15 protein-coding genes and 2 pseudogenes are annotated in these 18,190 nt (G+C 74.0%); 11 read left to right on the top strand and 6 right to left on the bottom strand.

Translation table 11 applies throughout. The features are described 5' to 3' along the window. The first annotated feature begins 197 nt into the window (after window positions 1-197). The gene (locus ACZ7HQ_RS07215) at window positions 198-1,721 is read left to right on the top strand and encodes an FAD-dependent oxidoreductase (RefSeq protein ID WP_470985871.1); all 1,524 of its coding nucleotides are present in this window, start codon (window positions 198-200) and stop codon (window positions 1,719-1,721) included. A 108-nt stretch (window positions 1,722-1,829) separates the two neighbouring features. After that, window positions 1,830-2,684, top strand: a complete 855-nt coding sequence (locus ACZ7HQ_RS07210) for a polysaccharide deacetylase family protein (RefSeq protein WP_470985868.1) — start codon at window positions 1,830-1,832, stop codon at window positions 2,682-2,684. A gap of 59 nt (window positions 2,685-2,743) precedes the next feature. Here ACZ7HQ_RS07210 and ACZ7HQ_RS07205 read toward each other — a convergent pair whose 3' ends face one another. Further along, window positions 2,744-3,415, bottom strand: coding sequence for an ABC transporter (locus tag ACZ7HQ_RS07205; RefSeq protein WP_470985865.1), 672 nt, complete (start codon window positions 3,413-3,415; stop codon window positions 2,744-2,746). Between the two features lie 167 nt (window positions 3,416-3,582). Next, a pseudogene (locus ACZ7HQ_RS07200) lies at window positions 3,583-4,422 on the bottom strand (ABC transporter ATP-binding protein); the annotation flags it as partial. 70 nt (window positions 4,423-4,492) lie between these two features. Here ACZ7HQ_RS07200 and ACZ7HQ_RS07195 point away from each other — a divergent pair. From ACZ7HQ_RS07195 to ACZ7HQ_RS07175, 5 genes are all read left to right on the top strand, one after another. Then, window positions 4,493-5,218: an aminoacyl-tRNA hydrolase gene (locus ACZ7HQ_RS07195; protein ID WP_470985862.1), complete on the top strand. Its 726-nt coding sequence runs from the start codon at window positions 4,493-4,495 to the stop codon at window positions 5,216-5,218. 126 nt (window positions 5,219-5,344) lie between these two features. After that, window positions 5,345-6,664: an MbnB/TglH/ChrH family RiPP precursor modification enzyme gene (locus ACZ7HQ_RS07190; protein ID WP_470985859.1), complete on the top strand. Its 1,320-nt coding sequence runs from the start codon at window positions 5,345-5,347 to the stop codon at window positions 6,662-6,664. Between the two features lie 170 nt (window positions 6,665-6,834). Next, a complete protein-coding gene (locus ACZ7HQ_RS07185; RefSeq protein WP_470985856.1) occupies window positions 6,835-7,605 on the top strand; it encodes a DUF4142 domain-containing protein in 771 nt (256 codons plus the stop codon). Window positions 7,606-7,702: 97 nt separating this feature from the next. Beyond that, window positions 7,703-8,482: a TIGR04222 domain-containing membrane protein gene (locus ACZ7HQ_RS07180; protein WP_470985853.1), complete on the top strand. Its 780-nt coding sequence runs from the start codon at window positions 7,703-7,705 to the stop codon at window positions 8,480-8,482. A gap of 159 nt (window positions 8,483-8,641) precedes the next feature. Then, complete coding sequence (locus ACZ7HQ_RS07175) at window positions 8,642-10,291, top strand: alpha/beta hydrolase (RefSeq protein ID WP_470985850.1); 1,650 nt, start codon at window positions 8,642-8,644, stop codon at window positions 10,289-10,291. Window positions 10,292-10,297: 6 nt separating this feature from the next. Here ACZ7HQ_RS07175 and hemQ read toward each other — a convergent pair whose 3' ends face one another. Together hemQ and hemG are read right to left on the bottom strand one after the other, a co-directional pair. Continuing rightward, complete coding sequence (hemQ, locus tag ACZ7HQ_RS07170) at window positions 10,298-11,029, bottom strand: hydrogen peroxide-dependent heme synthase (protein ID WP_470985848.1); 732 nt, start codon at window positions 11,027-11,029, stop codon at window positions 10,298-10,300. Window positions 11,030-11,034: 5 nt separating this feature from the next. After that, window positions 11,035-12,510: a protoporphyrinogen oxidase gene (gene hemG / locus ACZ7HQ_RS07165; RefSeq protein WP_470985846.1), complete on the bottom strand. Its 1,476-nt coding sequence runs from the start codon at window positions 12,508-12,510 to the stop codon at window positions 11,035-11,037. A gap of 158 nt (window positions 12,511-12,668) precedes the next feature. Here hemG and ACZ7HQ_RS07160 point away from each other — a divergent pair. Then, a pseudogene (locus ACZ7HQ_RS07160) lies at window positions 12,669-13,632 on the top strand (DUF4349 domain-containing protein). Between the two features lie 46 nt (window positions 13,633-13,678). After that, window positions 13,679-15,073 carry an FAD-dependent oxidoreductase gene (locus tag ACZ7HQ_RS07155; protein ID WP_470985843.1) on the top strand — a complete coding sequence of 465 codons (1,395 nt, stop codon included), beginning with the start codon at window positions 13,679-13,681 and terminating at the stop codon, window positions 15,071-15,073. Here ACZ7HQ_RS07155 and ACZ7HQ_RS07150 read toward each other — a convergent pair. Beyond that, entirely contained in the window at window positions 15,070-15,339 is a 270-nt protein-coding gene (locus ACZ7HQ_RS07150) for a hypothetical protein (protein ID WP_470985840.1), read from the bottom strand. The genes ACZ7HQ_RS07155 and ACZ7HQ_RS07150 overlap by 4 nt on opposite strands. Window positions 15,340-15,430: 91 nt before the next feature. Between ACZ7HQ_RS07150 and ACZ7HQ_RS07145 the strand changes: the two genes are divergently transcribed. Beyond that, window positions 15,431-16,255, top strand: a complete 825-nt coding sequence (locus ACZ7HQ_RS07145) for a rhomboid family intramembrane serine protease (protein ID WP_470985837.1) — start codon at window positions 15,431-15,433, stop codon at window positions 16,253-16,255. Window position 16,256: 1 nt separating this feature from the next. On the opposite strand, the gene hemE is transcribed toward ACZ7HQ_RS07145, so the two are convergent. Further along, window positions 16,257-17,297, bottom strand: coding sequence for a uroporphyrinogen decarboxylase (gene hemE / locus ACZ7HQ_RS07140; protein WP_470987118.1), 1,041 nt, complete (start codon window positions 17,295-17,297; stop codon window positions 16,257-16,259). 104 nt (window positions 17,298-17,401) lie between these two features. On the opposite strand from hemE, the gene ACZ7HQ_RS07135 reads away from it, so the two are divergent. Further along, on the top strand, window positions 17,402-18,079 hold the full coding sequence (locus ACZ7HQ_RS07135; protein WP_470985836.1) for a DUF3000 domain-containing protein: 678 nt from the start codon (window positions 17,402-17,404) through the stop codon (window positions 18,077-18,079). Window positions 18,080-18,190 lie beyond the last annotated feature (111 nt).

Genomic DNA, 18,190 nt, shown 5'->3' with positions numbered 1-18,190 from the left:
GTGCCGCTCCTCCATTAGCTAACGAACAGGAGAAGCACCCAAAGACACGAAACACACGGCGGCGACCCCCCCCCCCCCCCCCCCCCTCCCCTCCCGCCCCCCCCCCCCCCCCCCCCCCCCCCCCCCCCCCCCCCCCCCCCCCCCTCACTCTGTTCGGGCGCGCCGCTGAAGGCGCCGCGGGTGGGTACCCGGCGGCCATGCAGGAGCAGCGGCACGTCACCGACTCGTACTGGCTCCGGACCGCACCGGCGCCACCTCGCCCCGCGCTCACCGGCGACCTCGACGTCGACGTGGCCGTCATCGGTGCGGGCATCGCCGGGCTCAGCACCGCGTACGAGCTGACCCGGGCCGGGTCGCGGGTGGCGGTGCTGGAGGCCGGGCGGGCGGCGGCCGGGGTCACCGGCTGCACCACCGCGAAACTGACGGCCCAGCACACCCTCGTCTACGACCGGCTGCGCCGCACCCGCGGCCCCGAGGGGGCACGCCTGTACGCCCGTTCGCAGTCGGAGGCGATCGAGCACGCGGCGGCGCTGGTCGACGAGCTGGGCATCGCGTGCGAGTGGGAGACCCGGGACGCGTACACGTATGTGCGGGACCGGGCGCGCGTGGACGAGCTGCGGGCGGAGGCGGACGCGGCGCGGGAGGCGGGGCTGCCGGCGGCCTTCACCACGGAGACCGGGCTGCCGTTCCCGGTGGCGGGCGCGGTGCGGGTGACCGGGCAGGCCCAGTTCCACCCGGTCCGGTATCTGCAGGCGATCACCGACGACCTCGTCGCGCGCGGTGGCCAACTCTACGAGGAGACACGGGTCGTCGGGCTGCAGGAGGGCGGAGAGCCCTGCCGTCTGACGACCGAGTCGGGCCACACGGTCACCGCCCGGGACGTCGTGATCGCCACCCACTACCCGGTGTTCGACCGGGCCCTGCTGTTCGCCCGGCTCTCCCCGCGCCGCGAGCTGGTCGTGGCGGGCCCGCTGGGCGAGGGCCCGGACCCCGAGGGCATGTACATCACCCCGGAGGAGAACACCCGCTCGGTGCGCACCGCGCCGTACGGCACGGACGGGCAGCGCCTGCTCGTCGTCACCGGGGAGCACTTCACACCCGGCACCGGCGATGTGCGGGCCGGCTTCGAGGGGCTGGCCGCCTGGGCCGAGGAACACTTCCCCGGGGTGGCGCTGGACCACGCCTGGGCGACGCAGGACAACGACTCCACCGACACCGTGCCGCTCGTCGGCCCCTTCCACCCGGGCGCCCGGCACACCTGGGTCGCCACCGGCTTCGGCGGCTGGGGGCTGAGCGGCGGGATCATGGCCGGGCTGCTGCTGACCGCGCTGATCACCGGCCGGGACTGCGCCTGGCACGCGCTGTACGACCCGCGGCGGCTGAAGTCGGTGGTGCGCGAGGCGCCGGCGCTGCTGAAGGCGCAGGCGGAGGTGACCCGGCACTTCGTCGGCGACCGCCTGAAACCGCCGGCCTCGGCGGCCGACCTGGCCCCCGGCGACGGAGCGGTGATCCGGGCGGGGGGCGGGCGGCTCGCGGTGCACCGCGACGAGGAGGGCGCCCTGCACGCGGTCTCGGCCCGCTGCACCCACCTCGGCTGTCTGGTCTCCTTCAACCGGGCCGAACGCGCCTGGGAATGCCCCTGCCACGGCTCCCGCTTCGCCGTCGACGGCACGGTGATCCAGGGCCCCGCGGTGCGGCCGCTGGAGCAGCGGGACCTCTGAGGCCTCGTCGGGTCGCACGGCGCGAGGAGGAGCCCGCGCGGGGGACCATGTCACCCCACCGCAGGACAAATAATCACACAAGTCGTCAGTTAGTCATATTTTCATACCGTGATCCCACAACTACGCCGTATCACCACCGTCTGTGCCCTGGGTGCGGCTCTCGCCGCCTGCGGTACCGCGGACCCGGCGGGCAGTGCCCGCCAGGCCCCGGCCAAGTCCCCCTCCCCCGCCACCACGTCCGCCTCACGTCCGCCCGTGCTCACCCCGGGCCCCGGCGGACTGGCCCCGGTCTTCGAGCACGGCCCCCGCACCCTGGGCAAGACCGTCGCGCTGACCTTCGACGCCGACATGACCGCCGACGAGGGGCCGCGCGCGGCCGCCGGCGAGCACTTCGACAACCCGGATCTCATCGGCACCCTGCGCGCGCTGAAGGTGCCGGCGACGATCTTCATGACCGGCCGGTGGGCCGACGAGTACCCGACCGAGGCGCGCAGCCTCGGCCACGACCCGCAGTTCGAGGTCGCCAACCACTCCTACAGCCACTACGCGTTCACGAAGGACTGCTACGGCCTGCCCACCGTCGACCCCGGCACGCTGGGGTCGGAGGTGGAGCGGACGTACGCCTCCCTGCAGAAGGCGGGCGTGCAGCACGCGCTGCCCTACTTCCGCTTCCCCGGCGGCTGTTACGACCAGCGGGCGCTGCGCGCGCTGAGCAAACTCGGGGTGACCGCGGTGCAGTGGGACGTGGTGAGCGGCGACGCGTTCGCCACGGACGCCGACGCCGTGACCCGGCAGGTGCTGGACGGGGTCAAGCCCGGCTCGGTGGTCGTCATGCACTGCACCCGCAGCGCCGCCCCGACCACCGAGCGGGTCGTCCGCGCGGTCGTGCCGGAACTGCTCAAGCGCGGCTACCGGTTCGTGAAGGTCTCCGAGCTGATCGGGGAGACGTCCGGCCATCGGTGACGGTGCCGCGAGCCGACCGGGTACCGGGGGCGCAGGCGGGAGCCCGGCACACCGCCTGCTCAGGGTGAGCGGCGGGCGGTGAGCCGGGCGGCCAGGGCGAAGGCCGCGGCCGTGAGCAGGGCGGCCCCGGCCAGGGGCAGCAGCGGGACCGGGACCCGGCCGGTCTGCGAACCGGTGACCAGGCCGTGGACCGCGGCCTGCGCCGGGGAGCCCGTGAGCACCACCGCGAGCAGCGCGCCCAGCAGCATCGCGGGCACGGCCCGGCCGGTGGAGCGCAGCAGCGGCCGGTTGGTGAGCGCGCCGACGGCCGCGCCGAGCAGCGCACAGGTGAGCGTGGCCGGCAGCCCGGCCGCGGCGGCCTTCACCGGGGCCACGTGGACCCGGTGGCCGTTGCTCGCCGGATCGCTGATCAGCGTCACCACCACGGTCGCCACCAGCCCGAACGCCACCGACGCGAGCAGCGCCGTCAGCAGGCAGGCAAGGTGCGCCCGGGCGGGCCCGCGCGCCGCGGCGACACAGGCGCGGGCGGCGTCCGGCTCACCGGTGACACAGATCCGCACCAGCCAGGCGGCCACCGGGAGCAGGCCGGCGGCCGTGTAGCCGAGCGAGTCGAGAACGGGCTGGCCGCTCTGCACGCCGATGCCCAGGAACGCGACGTACAGGATCACCGGCGGCAGCCAGCGCTGGGAACGCACCAGCAGGTCGGCCTGGTAACGCAGAAGCGCGGTCATGGACGGCTCCCGGGGTCGGAGGGCGACGCCAGGTCGCCGGGCTGGGGCAAGTCGCGGGGCCGGCCCGGGTTGGAGGGCGGCGCCGGATCGCAGAGCGGGGCCAGGTCGCGGGGTCGTGGCGGGGCCGCAGGCGGCGGGTCGCCGGGCTGGGGCGGGTTCGAGGGCGGGGGTGGGGTCAGGCTCACTATGTGCCAGGGCGGGTGGGCCGTGAGCAGGGTGCGCAGGACGACGTCGGAGTGGGAGGCGGGGACGGCGATGCGGTGGATGCCGGGGGCGGTCTCCTCGGCGGAGGCGACGGTCCGGGCCGCCTCGGGCGGCAGCTGCCCGCCGGCCGGCCCTCGCACGGTGATGACGGTGAGCGGCCCGGCCGGTGAACTCCCTTCGCCGGTGCGGCGTTCGAGACGGCCCTGGAGCACGGTGTACGTCGCATCCGGTGCCCCGGCCAGCCGGCCCGGGTCGTGGTCCACGAACACCACGGCACCTCCGGCAGCGGTCCGCTCGGCCACCGCGCGCTCCAGCTCGGCCCGCGCCGCGGCGTCCAGGCCGGTCCAGGCCTCGTCGAGCACCAGCAGTTCCGGATCACCGAGCAGGGCCTGGGCCACGGCGACCTTCTGACTGCTGCCCTTGGACAGCTGCGCCATCGGCGTGCCGGCGTACGGGAGCGCACCGAACCGCTCCAGCCACGTGCCCGCGGCGCGTTGTGCCGTCCGGTGGCTGAGCCCGTGCACCGTGCCGAGGTGGGTGAGGTAGCCGAGCGGGGTGAAGGGGAGCGCCGACGGGAAGCGCTCGGGGACGTACGCCGTGCGGAGGTGGCCGGTGATGCGGCCCTCGCTGGGGGCGTCGAGCCGTGCGAGCAGGCGCAGCAGGGTGGACTTGCCGGTGCCGTTCGCCCCTTCTACGCGGGTGAGGGTGCCGGGGGCGAGGGTGAGGTCGACGCCTCGTAACACCCACAGGCCGCGCAGGCCGTAGCGGCGGCCCACGCCCGCCAGCCGTAGATCACGTTGCATAGGAGCATTGTGGCTGGTCGCGCCCGCGCTGCGGAGCCGCGGACCGGGCACGGTCCGGTGCCCTTTAGGGTTGGCCGGTGTGAGCCGTGTTTCGACGACCCCTGGTGATGGCCCGTTCCACTCCGAGCGCAATCCTCGTGACGAGGCACCCCAGTTCGTGCTGCCCCTCGTCGTGCGGATCGAGCGGGGTGCTCCGCCGGCTCGTACCGACGCGCTGGAGACGGCCGCCCGGGCGGTGCTGGTGCTGCTCGGGGACGAGCGGGCACACGGCGACGGGGAGTGGGCCGAGGCCGTGCGGAACTGGGAGGACGCGCGGATCCGCAAGGTCGTCCGGCGGGCCCGGGGCGCCGAGTGGCGGCGGGCCGAGGCGCTGCCCGGGATCACGGTGACCGGCAAGGCCGCGGAGGTACGGGTCTTCCCGCCGATCCCGCTCGACGGCTGGCCCAAGGACCTGGCGAAGCTCCAGGTGTCCGGCACCGACCTGGACGACCTGGAGCCGCCCGTCCCCGCCGACCCGGACCAGCCCGTGCTGTGGCTGAACCCGCAGCTGGAGATGTCGGCCGGCAAGGCGATGGCCCAGGCCGGGCACGGCGCCCAGCTGGCCTGGTGGGCGCTGTCCGACGCGGAGCGCACCGCCTGGCGGGACACGGGCTTCACCCTGGCCGTCCGCCCGGCGGACCCCGCCGGCTGGGAGCGGCTGACGGACAGCGGCCTGCCGGTGGTGCGCGACGCCGGTTTCACGGAGATCGCCCCGGGCAGCTGCACGGTCGTCGCGGCTCACCCCGCGCTGCGCTAGACCCTGACGATTCGTGCACGTGGTGCACCGGCGCCGAACCTCAAATGTTGCTCTGAACCCGCTCCGAGGAGATTCGGGCCCGGCCGCCGGGGCCATACCCCCGTCATTCGTATGGAGGGGTGGGACATGCGGCGACTGGGCACGGGGATCGGCTGGCGGCCGGAGATCGCGGACGCGGTGGAGCGCATGCCGGGCATCGACTGGGTGGAGGTCGTGGCGGAGAACGTCTGCCCGGGCCACCTTCCCGAGTCGCTGCTGCGGCTGCGCGAGCGCGGGGTCACCGTGATCCCGCACGGCGTCTCCCTCGGCCTCGGCGGCGCCGACCACCCCGACGGGGCCCGGCTGACGGCGCTCGCCGAGCGGGCGGAGGCCCTCGGCTCGCCCCTGGTCACCGAGCACATCGCGTTCGTCCGCGCGGGCGGCGCGCTCACCGCCTCACCGCGCCTCGAGGCCGGGCACCTGCTGCCGGTGCCGCGCACCAGGGACGCACTCGACGTGCTGTGCGAGAACGTGCGCATCGCGCAGGACGCCCTGCCCGTGCCACTGGCTCTGGAGAACATCGCCGCGCTGTTCGCCTGGCCGGACGAGGAGCTGACCGAGGGGCAGTTCCTGTCCGAGCTGGTCGAGCGCACCGGCGTACGGCTGCTGATCGACGTGGCCAACCTGCACACCAACCACGTCAACCGGGGCGAGGCCCCGGCGGAGGCACTGGCCGCGCTGCCGGTGGAGGCGCTCGCCTACGTCCATGTCGCGGGCGGCTTCGAGCGCGACGGCGTCTGGCACGACAGTCACGCCCACCCCGTGCCGCGCCCGGTGCTGGACATCCTGACCGACCTCGCCTCCCGCACCGCCCCGCCCGGGGTCCTGCTGGAACGGGACGAGAACTTCCCGGAACCCGCCGAGCTGGAGCGTGAGCTGGCCGTGATCCGGGAGGCGGTGACGGCGGGGCGCGGGCGTGCCCGCGGGGGGACGGGGACCGTCGCCGCCGGCGGCCCGGCGGGCGGGGGTGCCGCGGTGCCGGCGCGGCCGACGGTCGGTGCGCGGGAGCGGGTCGGTGTCGCCCAGGCCGCCGTACTGTCCTCGCTGGTGGCCGGGACGCCGGTGCCCGAGGGGTTCGACCGGGTGCGGATGGGGGTGCAGGCGCGGGCACTCGCGGCGAAGCGGGCGGATGTGGTGGCGAAGGTCGCGCCCGAACTGCCGGTGATCCTCGGGGGTGGGTACCGGGAGCTGTTCCTGGAGTACGCGCGGGTGCGTCCGATGGGCGGGGGGTACCGGCGGGACGCCCTGGACTTCGCCGGGCATCTGCTGCGGGCCGGGCGACCGGAGGACGCGGGAGCCCTGCGGGCGCTGCGGGAGTGGTGGCGGGACCGGGCAGGTCCGGCACCGAGGCCCGCGGCGCGGGTGGCTCGGGCGACGCGGAGGGTGTTGCAGCGCCACCGGGGCTGAGCGCGGCTCCCGAAGGGGTGCGGCCGGCCACCGCGCACCCGCGGGCGCGCACGCGCAGTAGCGCCGGCGCAACGACCTGCACACGGCCGGGCCCCATGGGGAACCCGCAGTAATATGCCAAGCCGCACCACCCCCTGCACACTCGCGTGCGGTGCGCTACAGGAGGCGCCATGCGACCCCGACCCCCGATCAAGGGCCGAGGCATATTCAGCGGCACCGGGCTCGTCATCGCGGCCCTCGCGGCGACCGCGGCGGCGCTGCTCTACCCGCTCTGGTCGTACGCCGGCCGGCAGAGCGCGGCCGGTGCGAGCGTGCTGAGCGCGCAGACCGTCACCACCCCCTTCGGCCCCCTGTCCACGCAGGACCGGGACTTCATCACCAAGGTGCGCCTGGCGGGGCTCTGGGAGCTGCCCGCCGGTGAGCTGGCGGAGCTGAGGGGCACCACGGCCGCCGTGCGCACCGCGGGCCAGCACCTCGTCGACGGCCACACCTCCCTCGACGCGCATGTGCGCACCGTCGCCACCCAGCTCGGCGTACCGCTGCCGAACGAGCCGAACGAGCAGCAGCAACAGTGGCTCGCCACCCTGAGGGCAGCCCGGGGGCAGGACTTCGACCGGCAGTTCGCCGGGATCCTGCGGCTCGCCCACGGCCGGGTGTTCACGCTGGTCGCCCAGGTGCGTGCCGACACCCAGAACTCCCTGGTGCGCGATCTCGCCGACGACGCCAACGCGACCGTCCTGGACCACATCAAGATCGTGGAGGCGACGGGGTACGTCGACTTCGCGGCGCTCGCGAGGGACCTGGCCGCCTCGCCCACCCCGGTGCCGACGCCGCCTGCGGCCGCCCCGGGCGCCGCCGTCGCCGTCCAGCCCTCGCCGAGCGAGTCGTACACCCTGCCGCCCGCCGCCGCCAGTCCGCCGCCGGTGACGAGCGCTCCCTGACCTGGACTCAAAACGGAACGTCACATACCGCTAACACTGTGTCCGGATGATGAACAGGGCATGGTGTTCACCCAGGCCTCTGGCATAGAAACACGTCATGTTCTGGGTCCTTCTGCTCCTTCTGGCCTGGGCTTTCGCCGGTACGGCGTGCACCCGGCTGTGCCTGGCCGCCCTCCGCGCCGCGGCCCTCGACACGGATGCCGCGGCGCCGGACCGGAAGCACGATCTGACGTTGTACGAGGCGGCCTTCCTCTCCGGCGGCCCGGCCCGGGTCGCCGACGTGACCCTGGTCTCCATGGCCCGCCAGCGGCGCCTGCTCCTCGCGCACACCGGCTGGGCCACGGTGGTGGACCCGCGGGGGCACGACGAGATCGAGCAGTCCGTCATAGGCGCCATAGGGCCTGAGGGGCAGTCACGGATCGCGCCCGTGCGGGCGCGGGCGGCCGGCGCCGAGGCCGTGCGGCGGCTCGCCGACCGGCTGGTGCGCGCCGGTCTCGCCGTCCCGGACGGCACCGGTACGACCGTGGGGGCCGCCGTCCGTCAGGTGCGTGCCGCCGCCCTGGCGGTGGCGGCGCTCGGCGTGACCGCACTACTGCTGCCCATCGAGACCGGGACGCCACGGCTGCTGGTCGGACTGTGGTTCGCTCTGCCGCTCGCCCTGTCCCTGAGCTGCCTCGCCATCGCCCGGTTCGAGGTGCACCCGTACTCGCGCTGGGCCTCTCCCGCCGGACAGCGGCTGCTGGGCGCGCTGGCGCGCGGGCCGGCCGGCGACGAGCGGTCGTTCCTCACCTCGGTCGCCGTGCGCGGGATCCGCGCGATCGGCGAGCCGCAGCTGCGCGCCGCCTTCACCCACCGCGATCAGCCCTGGCGGGAGTGAGGGCGCCCACCGGGTCACCGAGGGGCGCACAGGGGGCATTGGCGCCGACACCGGGCCGACGGTGCTTGCCTTCACCGACGGCCGTACGAAATATCCCTTCTGTTGTCGCCGGGCCGTGGCAGCCGTGCCATCGCCGCCGTTGCACCGAAGGGATACGCGATGAGAGCTGCCGCCCTGTACTCGGCCGCCGGGACCCTGCTGCTGACCACCCTGGCCGCGGCCCCGGCGGGCGGCACGCCCTCCGCCACGGCGTCCGGCGTCCCCGGCGCGGCCGAGCGGCGCGGCACCGAGGTGGCGGTGGCCCGCGCCCGGGAGGCCGGCATCGCCTTCGGCGCGTGCTCCTCCGCCGACGTGCCGGACGCGCCGAAGAACCTGCGCTGCGGCACGGTGAACGTGCCCCTCGACTACGCCCGCCCGAACGGCAGGCAGATCACCCTGACCGTCAGCCGGAGCCTGGCCACCCAGAAGGACCCGCACAACAGCAAGCGGAAGGTCCCACGGCAGGGCGCCCTCGTCTACAACCCGGGTGGCCCCGGCGCGTCCGGCATGCTCTTCCCGCTGGTCGGGGTGGCCCCGGAGTGGAAGCGGATCGCCGCCGCCTACGACCTGGTCGGCTACGCCCCGCGCGGCGTGGGCCGTTCGGCGCCGCTGTCCTGCGAGGACCCGAAGCGCTTCTTCAAGGCGCCCACCGCGTCACCGGCGCAGCCGTCGGAGACGTTCAAGCGCGCACGCATCGCCGAGGCCCGGGCGTACGCGCGCGGCTGCGCCCAGCGCGCCGGCGACAGGCTGCGCTTCTACACCTCCCTGAACAACGCCCGGGACCTGGACGTCCTGCGGGCCGCGCTGGGCGAGAACCGGCTGACCTTCGTCGGGGCGTCGTACGGCACCTACTTCGGCGCGCTGTACGCGACGATGTTCCCCGCGCACGTGCGGCGCATGGTGCTGGACTCGGCGGTGGACCCGGACCCGGCCAAGGTCTGGTACCGCAACAACCTCGACCAGTCGGCCGCGTTCGAGGAGCGCTGGGCGGACTTCCGGGACTGGATCGCCCGTCACGACGACGTGTACCGGCTCGGTGACACCGCCGAGAAGGTGCAGCGCAGCTACGACACCGCGCGGGAGCGGCTGGCCGGCAAGGCGGCCGACGGAAAGGTCGGTCCCGGCCAGCTGCAGAACGCGTTCCTGCGGGCCGGCTACTACGACGACTTCTGGCCGGGCCGGGCCCAGGCTCTGTCGGCGTATCTGCACGGCGACCCGAAGCCGCTGGTCCGGCTGGCGGCGCCGGACCTGAAGACGGCCGCGGAGGCGGAGAACGGCAACGCCGTCTACACGGCCGTGGAGTGCAACGACGCGCCCTGGCCGACGGACTGGAAGGTGTGGGACCGGGACAACACCCGGCTCGCCCGGGTGGCACCCTTCGAGACCTGGGACAACGTGTGGATGAACCTGCCGTGCGCCTACTGGCCGGCACCCCGCCAGCAGCCGCTGGACGTGCGGACCGGGCGCGGTGAGCTGCCGCCGGTGCTGATCCTGGCGGCCGAGCGGGACGCGGCGGCGCCGTACCCGGGCGCGCTGGAGATGAACCGGCGGCTGGCCGACTCGGTGCTGGTGACCGAGCGGGACGCGGGGACGCACGGGATCGGGGGCGGCGCCAACAAGTGTGTCAACGCCTACCTCGACGCCTACCTGCTCGAGGGCCGCGTCCCGGTGCGGCGCGCGTCGTGCGCGCCGCACCGGTTGCCTCCGGCGGTGGGACCGGACAAGGACGCCCGGCGGGACGCCCTCAAGGGCAGGAGCGGCCGGCGCTGAGCCTTCTCAGGCCAGCCCCGCCACCAGGTCCGAGATGTCCTTCCTGCGGCCCGTGAAGAACGGGACCTCCTCGCGGACGTGCATGCGGGCCTCGGAGGCGCGCAGGTGGCGCATGAGGTCGACGATGCGGTACAGCTCGTCGGCCTCGAAGGCCAGGAGCCACTCGTAGTCGCCGAGGGAGAACGAGGCGACCGTGTTGGCGCGCACGTCCGGGTAGCCGCGGGCCATCTTGCCGTGGTCGGCGAGCATGCGGCGGCGGTCCTCGTCGGGCAGCAGGTACCAGTCGTAGGAGCGCACGAAGGGGTAGACGCTCACGTAGTTGCGGGGCGTCTCGTCGGCGAGGAACGCCGGGATGTGCGAGCGGTTGAACTCGGCGGGCCGGTGCAGCGCCATGTTCGACCAGACCGGCTCCAGCGCGCGGCCGAGCTTCGTGCGGCGGAAGAGGTTGTACGCCTCCTGGAGCTGGTCGCTGGTCTCGGCGTGCCACCAGATCATGAGGTCGGCGTCGGCGCGCAGGCCGGAGAGGTCGTAGGTGCCGCGGATCGTCACGTCCTTGGCGGCGAGCTGGTCGAACAGCTCCTGGACCTCGTCGGCGTAACCGGCTCGGTCCTCCGGCAGCACGTCCTTCAGCTTGAAGACCGACCACAGGGTGTAGCGGATGACCTCGTTGAGGTCCTTGGCCAGCTTGCCCTTGTTCGGGATCCTGCCGGACTCGGTGGTGGGGGCGTCGTCACTCATGGTCCCTATTCTCCCGCTCCGCCGTGGAGGCTCTGCACCGGGTTGGCCGTGAGCTCCCGGACTCCGCCGAGGTCGCCGTCGAGCTGGTCGACGGCCGCGTACGCGCTCGCGATGCACGCCGGGATGCCGACGCCGTCGTACGGGGCGCCGCACACGGCGAGGCCGGGCAGCTTGGCGACGTGCTCGCGGATGCGGGCCACGCGCGCGTGATGCCCGACCGGGTACTGCGGCAGACCGTCGGTCCAGCGGGTGACGCGGGTCCCGACGGGTACGGCGGCCAGGCCGGTGGCCTCACGCAGGTCGCGCCGGGAGACCTCGACCAGGGCGGCGTCGTCCCGCTGGAGGATCTCGGTCTCGCCGTACCGGCCCACGGACGTGCGCAGGACGACCACGCCGGGGTCCTCCTCGGCGATCCAGCCCCACTTCTGCGAGGCGAACGTCGAGGCCTTGATGGTGCGTCCGTCGACGGGCGGCACGAGGAAGCCGCTGCCCTCGGGCAGGCTCAGGTCCCCGCGCCGGTAGGCGAGGGTGACCAGGGCCATCGAGGCGTACTCGACGGAGGCGAGTTCGGTCGCCGCGGCCGGGGCCTCGGCTCGCAGCAGGCCGGCGGCCGTGTGCGCGGGGACGGCGACGACGACCGCGTCCGCGTACAGCACGCGGTCACCGGCGACGACGCGCCACGCCGGGTCAGTGCCCTGGCCGCCCGGCTCCGCCGTCCCGCTCCGGCGCAGCTCGCGCACCGGCGTCCCGGTGAGGACCTCTCCCCCGCGCGCCCGCACCGACTCGCAGACCGCGAGCGGGAGGCTGCCCACCCCGCCCTCGATGCCCATGAACACGGGCCCGGTCTGCTGGGCGGCGGCGGCCTTCGCCTGGATGTCGCGGACGGCCTCGGTGAGGGACGCGTGGGTGCGGGCGGCCTGGAAGAGCTGCGGGACGGCCGAACGCATCGAGATGCGGTACGCGTCGCCCGCATACACCCCGCCGAGCAGGGGCTCGACCAGGCGGTCGACGACCTCGCGGCCGAGCCGGGCGGCCACGTACTCCCCCACGGCCACGTCGTCGCCGACCTCGGTGCGCGGCAGGTCGGCGTCGCGCTCGATCCGGGCGAGACCCTCGCCGGACAGCACTCCGGAGAGGGCGGCGGCGGTGCCGGGCACGCCCATGACATGACCCTTGGGCATGGGACGCAGGGCGCCCCGGGTCCAGATCGAGGCGGTGGCGGTGGCCGGCGACTGGAGCCGCTCGGTCAGGCCCACCTCGCGCGCGAGGGTCACCGCCTCGGGGCGGCGGGCGAGCATCGACTCGGCACCCAGATCGACCCGCACGCCCGCGATCTCGCCGGGCAGCAGCTTGCCGCCGACCCGGTCCGCAGCCTCCAGCACGGTCACGCGTGTGCCCCGCCCGAGCAGCCGGTGGGCGGCGGCCAGCCCGGCGATTCCGGCTCCGATGACGACGACGTGCCCCGTACCCGTTGCGCTCATGTCCCCCACTCTCTCAGACCCCACTGACACTCCCGGCGCGGCCCGGGCGCCGGGACGAGTCCGGACCGTGACCTCATCGGGACCGGTGCCGCCCAACGTTTCCGAAGGGCCCGGCGTCGAAGGAGCGTCACAGGTCACCGGCCTCGGGGGTACCGCCCATGCGCACATCACGTTCCGCACGCTCCGCCCGGCTCCTGGCCGGTGTCCTGCTCGCCGCCTCCCTCGCGCTCGCCGGGTGCGGCGCCGGGGACGATACGGGCGGCGGTTCGGCGAAGTCCGCCGCGGGCGCCGGGGCACAGCAGACCGGCGCCTCCGGCGGCAGGGCCGAGGGCACCAGGTCCGCCCACGCGACGCCCGCTCCCGCCCCGAGCGCGATCATCCGCACCGCGTCCCTCACCGTCGAGGTCAGGGACGTGCCCAGGGCCCTGGACGAGGCGCGGCGGACCGCCGAGACGGTGGGCGGGTACGTCGGCGAGGAGACCACGGGCCGGGACAGCGACGGCCACGAGCACGCGCGCGTGGTGCTCCGCGTGCCCACCGCGAGGTACGACGAGGTGATCGCCGGCCTGCAGGGCACCGGCCGGCTGGTCGACCGCACGGCCAGGGCCGAGGACGTCACCGACCAGGTCGTGGACGTGGACAGCCGCGTCAGGTCGCAGCGGGCCAGCGTGGACCGGATCCGCGCGCTGATGGGCCGGGCCGACCAGGCTGAGCGATGTGGTCTCGCTGGAGGGCGAGTTGAGCAGCCGCGAGGCCGACCTGGAGGCGCTGCTGGCCCATCAGGCGTCCCTGAAGGACCGTACGAACCTCGCCACGGTCACGCTGTCCCTGTCCGAGACGCCGGTGCGCAAGGCGGCCGGGGGCGGCTCGCCCGGCATCGGGGACGCGCTGTCGGGCGGCTGGCACGCGTTCGTCACGGTGCTGCGCTGGATCGTCCTCGCGCTCGGCGCGGTTCTTCCCTTCGCGGCCTTCGCGGCCCTGCTGACGCTGTTGTGGCTGCGGGTCGTACGGCCCCGGCTGCCGCGCCGCCGGGAGTCCGCGCCGGCGATGACCGCGGTGGGCCCGCTGCCGTCGGCCCGTCCCGTGCCGGAGTCCGCCGGTGAGCGGCCCGACCGGAACTGACCGCCCTCGCGGGACCGGCATGCCCTCGCCCCGTAGCGTGTTCATCATGAGCATGCGCGGTGGGCGGGGCGGGACGGAACGACTGGTCGTGATCGGCGGCGACGCCGCGGGCATGTCCGCGGCGTCGCAGGCGCGCCGGCTGAAGGGGCCGGGGGAACTGGAGATAGTGGCCTTCGAACGCGGCCACTTCACCTCCTTCTCGGCGTGCGGCATCCCCTACTGGGTGGGCGGTGACGTGCCCGAACGGGACCGCCTGATCGCCCGTACGCCCGAGGAACACCGCGCGCGGGACATCGATCTGCGGCTGCGTACCGAGGTCACCGAGATCGACGTGGCCGGGCAGCGGGTACGCGCGCGTGACGTCGACTCCGGCGCCGAGTCGTGGACGTCGTACGACAAGCTCGTCATCGCGACCGGCGCGCGCCCGGTCCGCCCCGACCTGCCGGACATGGACGCCCCCGGCGTGCACGGCGTGCAGACCCTGGACGACGGCCAGGCCCTGCTGGACACGCTGGCACGCACGCGTGGCCGCCGTGCGGTGGTCGTCGGCGCCGGGTACATCGGGGTGGAGATGGCCGAGGCGTTGATCAACCGCGGCTTCGAGGTCACGGTCGTCAACCGGGGCAGGGAACCCATGTCGACGCTCGATCCGGACATGGGCCGCCTGGTGCACCGGGCCATGGAGGGCCTCGGCATCACCATGGTGAACGACGCCGAGGTCACCAAGATCCTCACCGGAGCGGACGGCCGGGCCCGCGCGGTCGCCACGGAGGACGCCGAGTACCCGGCGGACCTGGTGGTCCTCGGCATCGGCGTCCGCCCGGAGACCGCTCTCGCCCGGGCCGCGGGCCTGCCGCTCGGCGCCCACGGCGGACTGCTCACCGACCTCGCGATGCGGGTGCGCGGCCACGAGAACATCTGGGCGGGCGGGGACTGCGTGGAGGTGCTGAACCTGGTCTCCGGCCAGGACCAGTACGTCCCGCTCGGCACCCACGCCAACAAGCACGGCCAGGTCATCGGCAGCAACGTCGGCGGCGGCTACGCGACCTTCCCGGGCGTGGTCGGCACGGCGGTCAGCAAGGTCTGTGACCTGGAGATCGCCCGCACGGGCCTGCGCGAGAAGGACGCGGACCGGGTGGGCCTGCGGTACGAGACCGTCACCATCGAGTCCACCAGCCGCGCCGGCTACTACCCCGGCGCCTCCCCGATGACGGTCAAGATGCTCGCCGAACGCCGCACGGGCCGGCTGCTGGGCGTCCAGATCGTCGGCAGGGAGGGCGCCGCGAAACGCGTCGACATCGCCGCGGTGGCGCTGACCGCGCAGCTGACGGTGGAACAGATGACGGCCCTGGACCTGGGCTACGCCCCGCCGTTCTCCCCGGTGTGGGACCCGGTACTGGTGGCAGCGAGGAAGGCGGCGGCGAAGGTACGCGTCTCCTAGGCCGTTCCGCTGATCCGGGGCAGAGCGGAGACGGCCGCCGGTTGCTCCCCGGAGGGCTTGGCGTGGCCTGCTGAGGCCGCGCGGGCAGACCGCAGCCGGTAGCTGACCGCCTCGTCCAGCGTCACCGGCCGCTGCATCTGCGAGGCGAGCCGCCCCGCCTCCTGACCGAGCCGGGCGACGTCCTCCCAGGGAAGCCGTACGACCAGGGAGATCTCCGCCTCACCGTCGGGCAGTGCATGCATCGGGGGAGTGACTCGTTCGCTCATCGCCTGTCCTCACGTCGGTTGCCAGGAGATACGCACGCCCGCTCCGCGCTGTTCACCGATTCGCGGGCCCCGTCCCGGGCACTACTTCTGTGTGGTCATCCCCGTTCATGACGTGAACCCGGTGCGCCGGACCCCCTGGGTGACGTACGCGCTGATCGCCGCGAACGTCCTCGTGTTCATCACGACGCCCGGCATGGCCGGCTCCGTGGCCGGCGGCAGCGATCTGGCACAGCTGTGCCATCTGCAGGCCTTCATGGACCGCTACGCGGCGGTCCCCACAGAACTGATCCACCATCAGATACCCGGGCTGGTCCCGACGGGAGACGTCGGCGTCGGCGCGCACGGCCCGGGCTGCGTCGTGGCCCCGCCGTCCTACGACAAGTCGCCGCCGCTGTCGGTCTTCACGGCGATGTTCCTGCACGGCAGCTGGCTGCACCTGCTCGGGAACATGCTCTTCCTGCTGATCTTCGGCAACAACGTCGAGGACCGGATGGGCCACATCCGCTTCTTTCTCTTCTACGTCGTCTGCGGCTATGCGGCCGGATACGGCTTCGCGCTGCTCAACGCCACGTCGGGGGATCCGCTGATCGGCGCGTCGGGCGCGATCGCCGGGGTCCTCGGCGCCTACATCGTGCTGTGGCCGCGGGCACGGGTCTGGGTTCTCGTCCCGTTCCTGGTCTTCCTGCCGCTCAGGCTGCCCGCCTGGCTGGTGCTGGGCTTCTGGTTCGTGCTGCAGGCGGTGTACTCGTCCGGGCACGGCCTGTCCGGGGCCGGCACGGTGGCGTACGCGGCGCACGTGGTCGGCTTCGTGGCGGGCATGCTGCTCGCCTGGCCGCTCAAGCCGGGCACGCCACCCCCGCCGGAGCCGCGCGGCCTGCTGTTCGGCAGGCGGGCCCGGCCCCGGTACACGTGGTGACTCAGCGCGCCGTCTGCGTGTGGACGTACTCCACGAGGCGGGTCAGCGCGTCCGGGTCGGTGTTCGGCATGACACCGTGGCCGAGGTTGAAGACGTGGCCCTCCAGACCGGCGGCCGCGTCGAGCACCTCGCGGGCCCTGGTCTCGACGGTGTCCTTGTCGGTGAACAGGACCGTCGGGTCGAGGTTGCCCTGCAGCGCCTTGCCGGGGCCGACGCGGCGCTGGGCCTCGTCCAGCGGGATGCGCCAGTCGGCACCGACGACGTCCGCGCCTGCCTCGCCCATGAGCTTCAGCAGCTCACCGGTGCCGACGCCGAAGTGGATGCGCGGGACGCCGTAGCCGGCGACGGCGTCGAAGACCTTCGCGGAGGCGGGCATGACCGAGCGACGGTAGTCCGCCGGGGCGAGGGCGCCGACCCAGGAGTCGAAGAGCTGGACCGCGCTCGCGCCGGCCTCGATCTGCACCTTCAGGAAGGCGGCCGTGATGTCGGCCAGGCGGTCCAGCAGGTCGGCCCACAGCCCGGGGTCGCCGTACATCATCGCCTTGGCGTTCTCGTACGTGCGCGAGGGGCCGCCCTCGACCAGGTAGCTCGCGAGGGTGAACGGCGCGCCCGCGAAACCGATCAGCGGGGTGGCGCCCAGCTCCTTCGTGAGCAGGCCGATCGCCTCGGTGACGTAGGGCACGTCCTCGGGGCGGAGGTCGCGCAGCCGGGCCAGGTCGGCGCGGGTGCGGATGGGCTCCTCGACGACCGGGCCGACGCCGGGCTTGATGTCCAGGCCGATGCCGATGGCCTTGAGCGGTACGACGATGTCGCTGAAGAAGATCGCCGCGTCCACGTTGTGCCGGCGCACCGGCTGCAAGGTGATCTCGGTGACCAGCTCGGGCCGCATGCAGGATTCGAGCATGGGGATGCCCTCGCGTACCTTGCGGTACTCGGGCAGCGAGCGGCCGGCCTGACGCATGAACCACACCGGGGTGTGCGGCACGGGTTCGCGCCTGCACGCCTTGAGGAAGGCGCTGTCGTACGTCGCTGTCGGCTGCATGCTGTCGTTGGCGGTCACGGGGCAAGTCTCGCACGACGGCGGCGGGCGACGGCGCGGGGTGTCTTGCCCTGCACAAGGCCCCGCTTCCCCTTACTCTTCCCCGCATGGCTGCGGCTCACGGACGAATGTCGGACAGCGCTGACGGATTGGACGACGTGAAGGACACCGAGGAGGCGGACCGACGCTCGAGCACTTCGGGTCCGCCGGCTTTCCGGGCCGCGGTCGACGCCCTGCGCAACTGCCGGCTGCGGCCGCAGGTCGAGGTGGAGCCCACGCCCGCCCCGCAGCGGCTCGCCCCGTACGCGTACGCGCTGGAGTCCGTGGTGGTCGACGGCGACCAGGAGCTCGCCGACGGACGGCTGGTGCTGCTGCACGACCCGGCGGGCCACGACGCCTGGCGCGGAACGTTCCGGCTGGTGACGCTGGTGCGCGCGGAGCTGGAGTCGGAGATGGCGGCCGATCCGCTGCTGCCCGAGGTGTGCTGGTCGTGGCTGACGGGGGCGCTGCAGGCGCGGGGGCTCGGCTACGGCGAACCGAGCGGGACGATCACCCGCGCGAGTTCGCACTACTTCGGCGGGCTCGCCGACCGCCCGTCGGCCTCGCAGATCGAGATCAGGGCGTCCTGGACGCCCCGCGAGGGGCTCGGGGGGGTGCCGGACACGGCCTCCCACCTGGCCTCCTGGTGCGATCTGCTGGCCCAGGTCGCGGGCCTGCCGCCGGCCGGTCCCGGCGACGCCTCGGTGGTGACACTGCCGCAGCGCAGGGGCCCGCAGTCACGGTGATGCCGCGGTGAGCCGACCGCCGGGTACCGGCGGCTTCATCCGCATGGGCGCCTTATTGACCATCCCTTTGTCGATACGGCCACTTTCCGACCCGGAATCGCATCCGCTCGG

The sequence above is a fragment of the Streptomyces sp. NPDC037290 genome, assembly GCF_055603245.1.
Note: the sequence above shows the minus strand (reverse complement) of the source record. Positions and strands in the feature narration are given on the sequence as shown.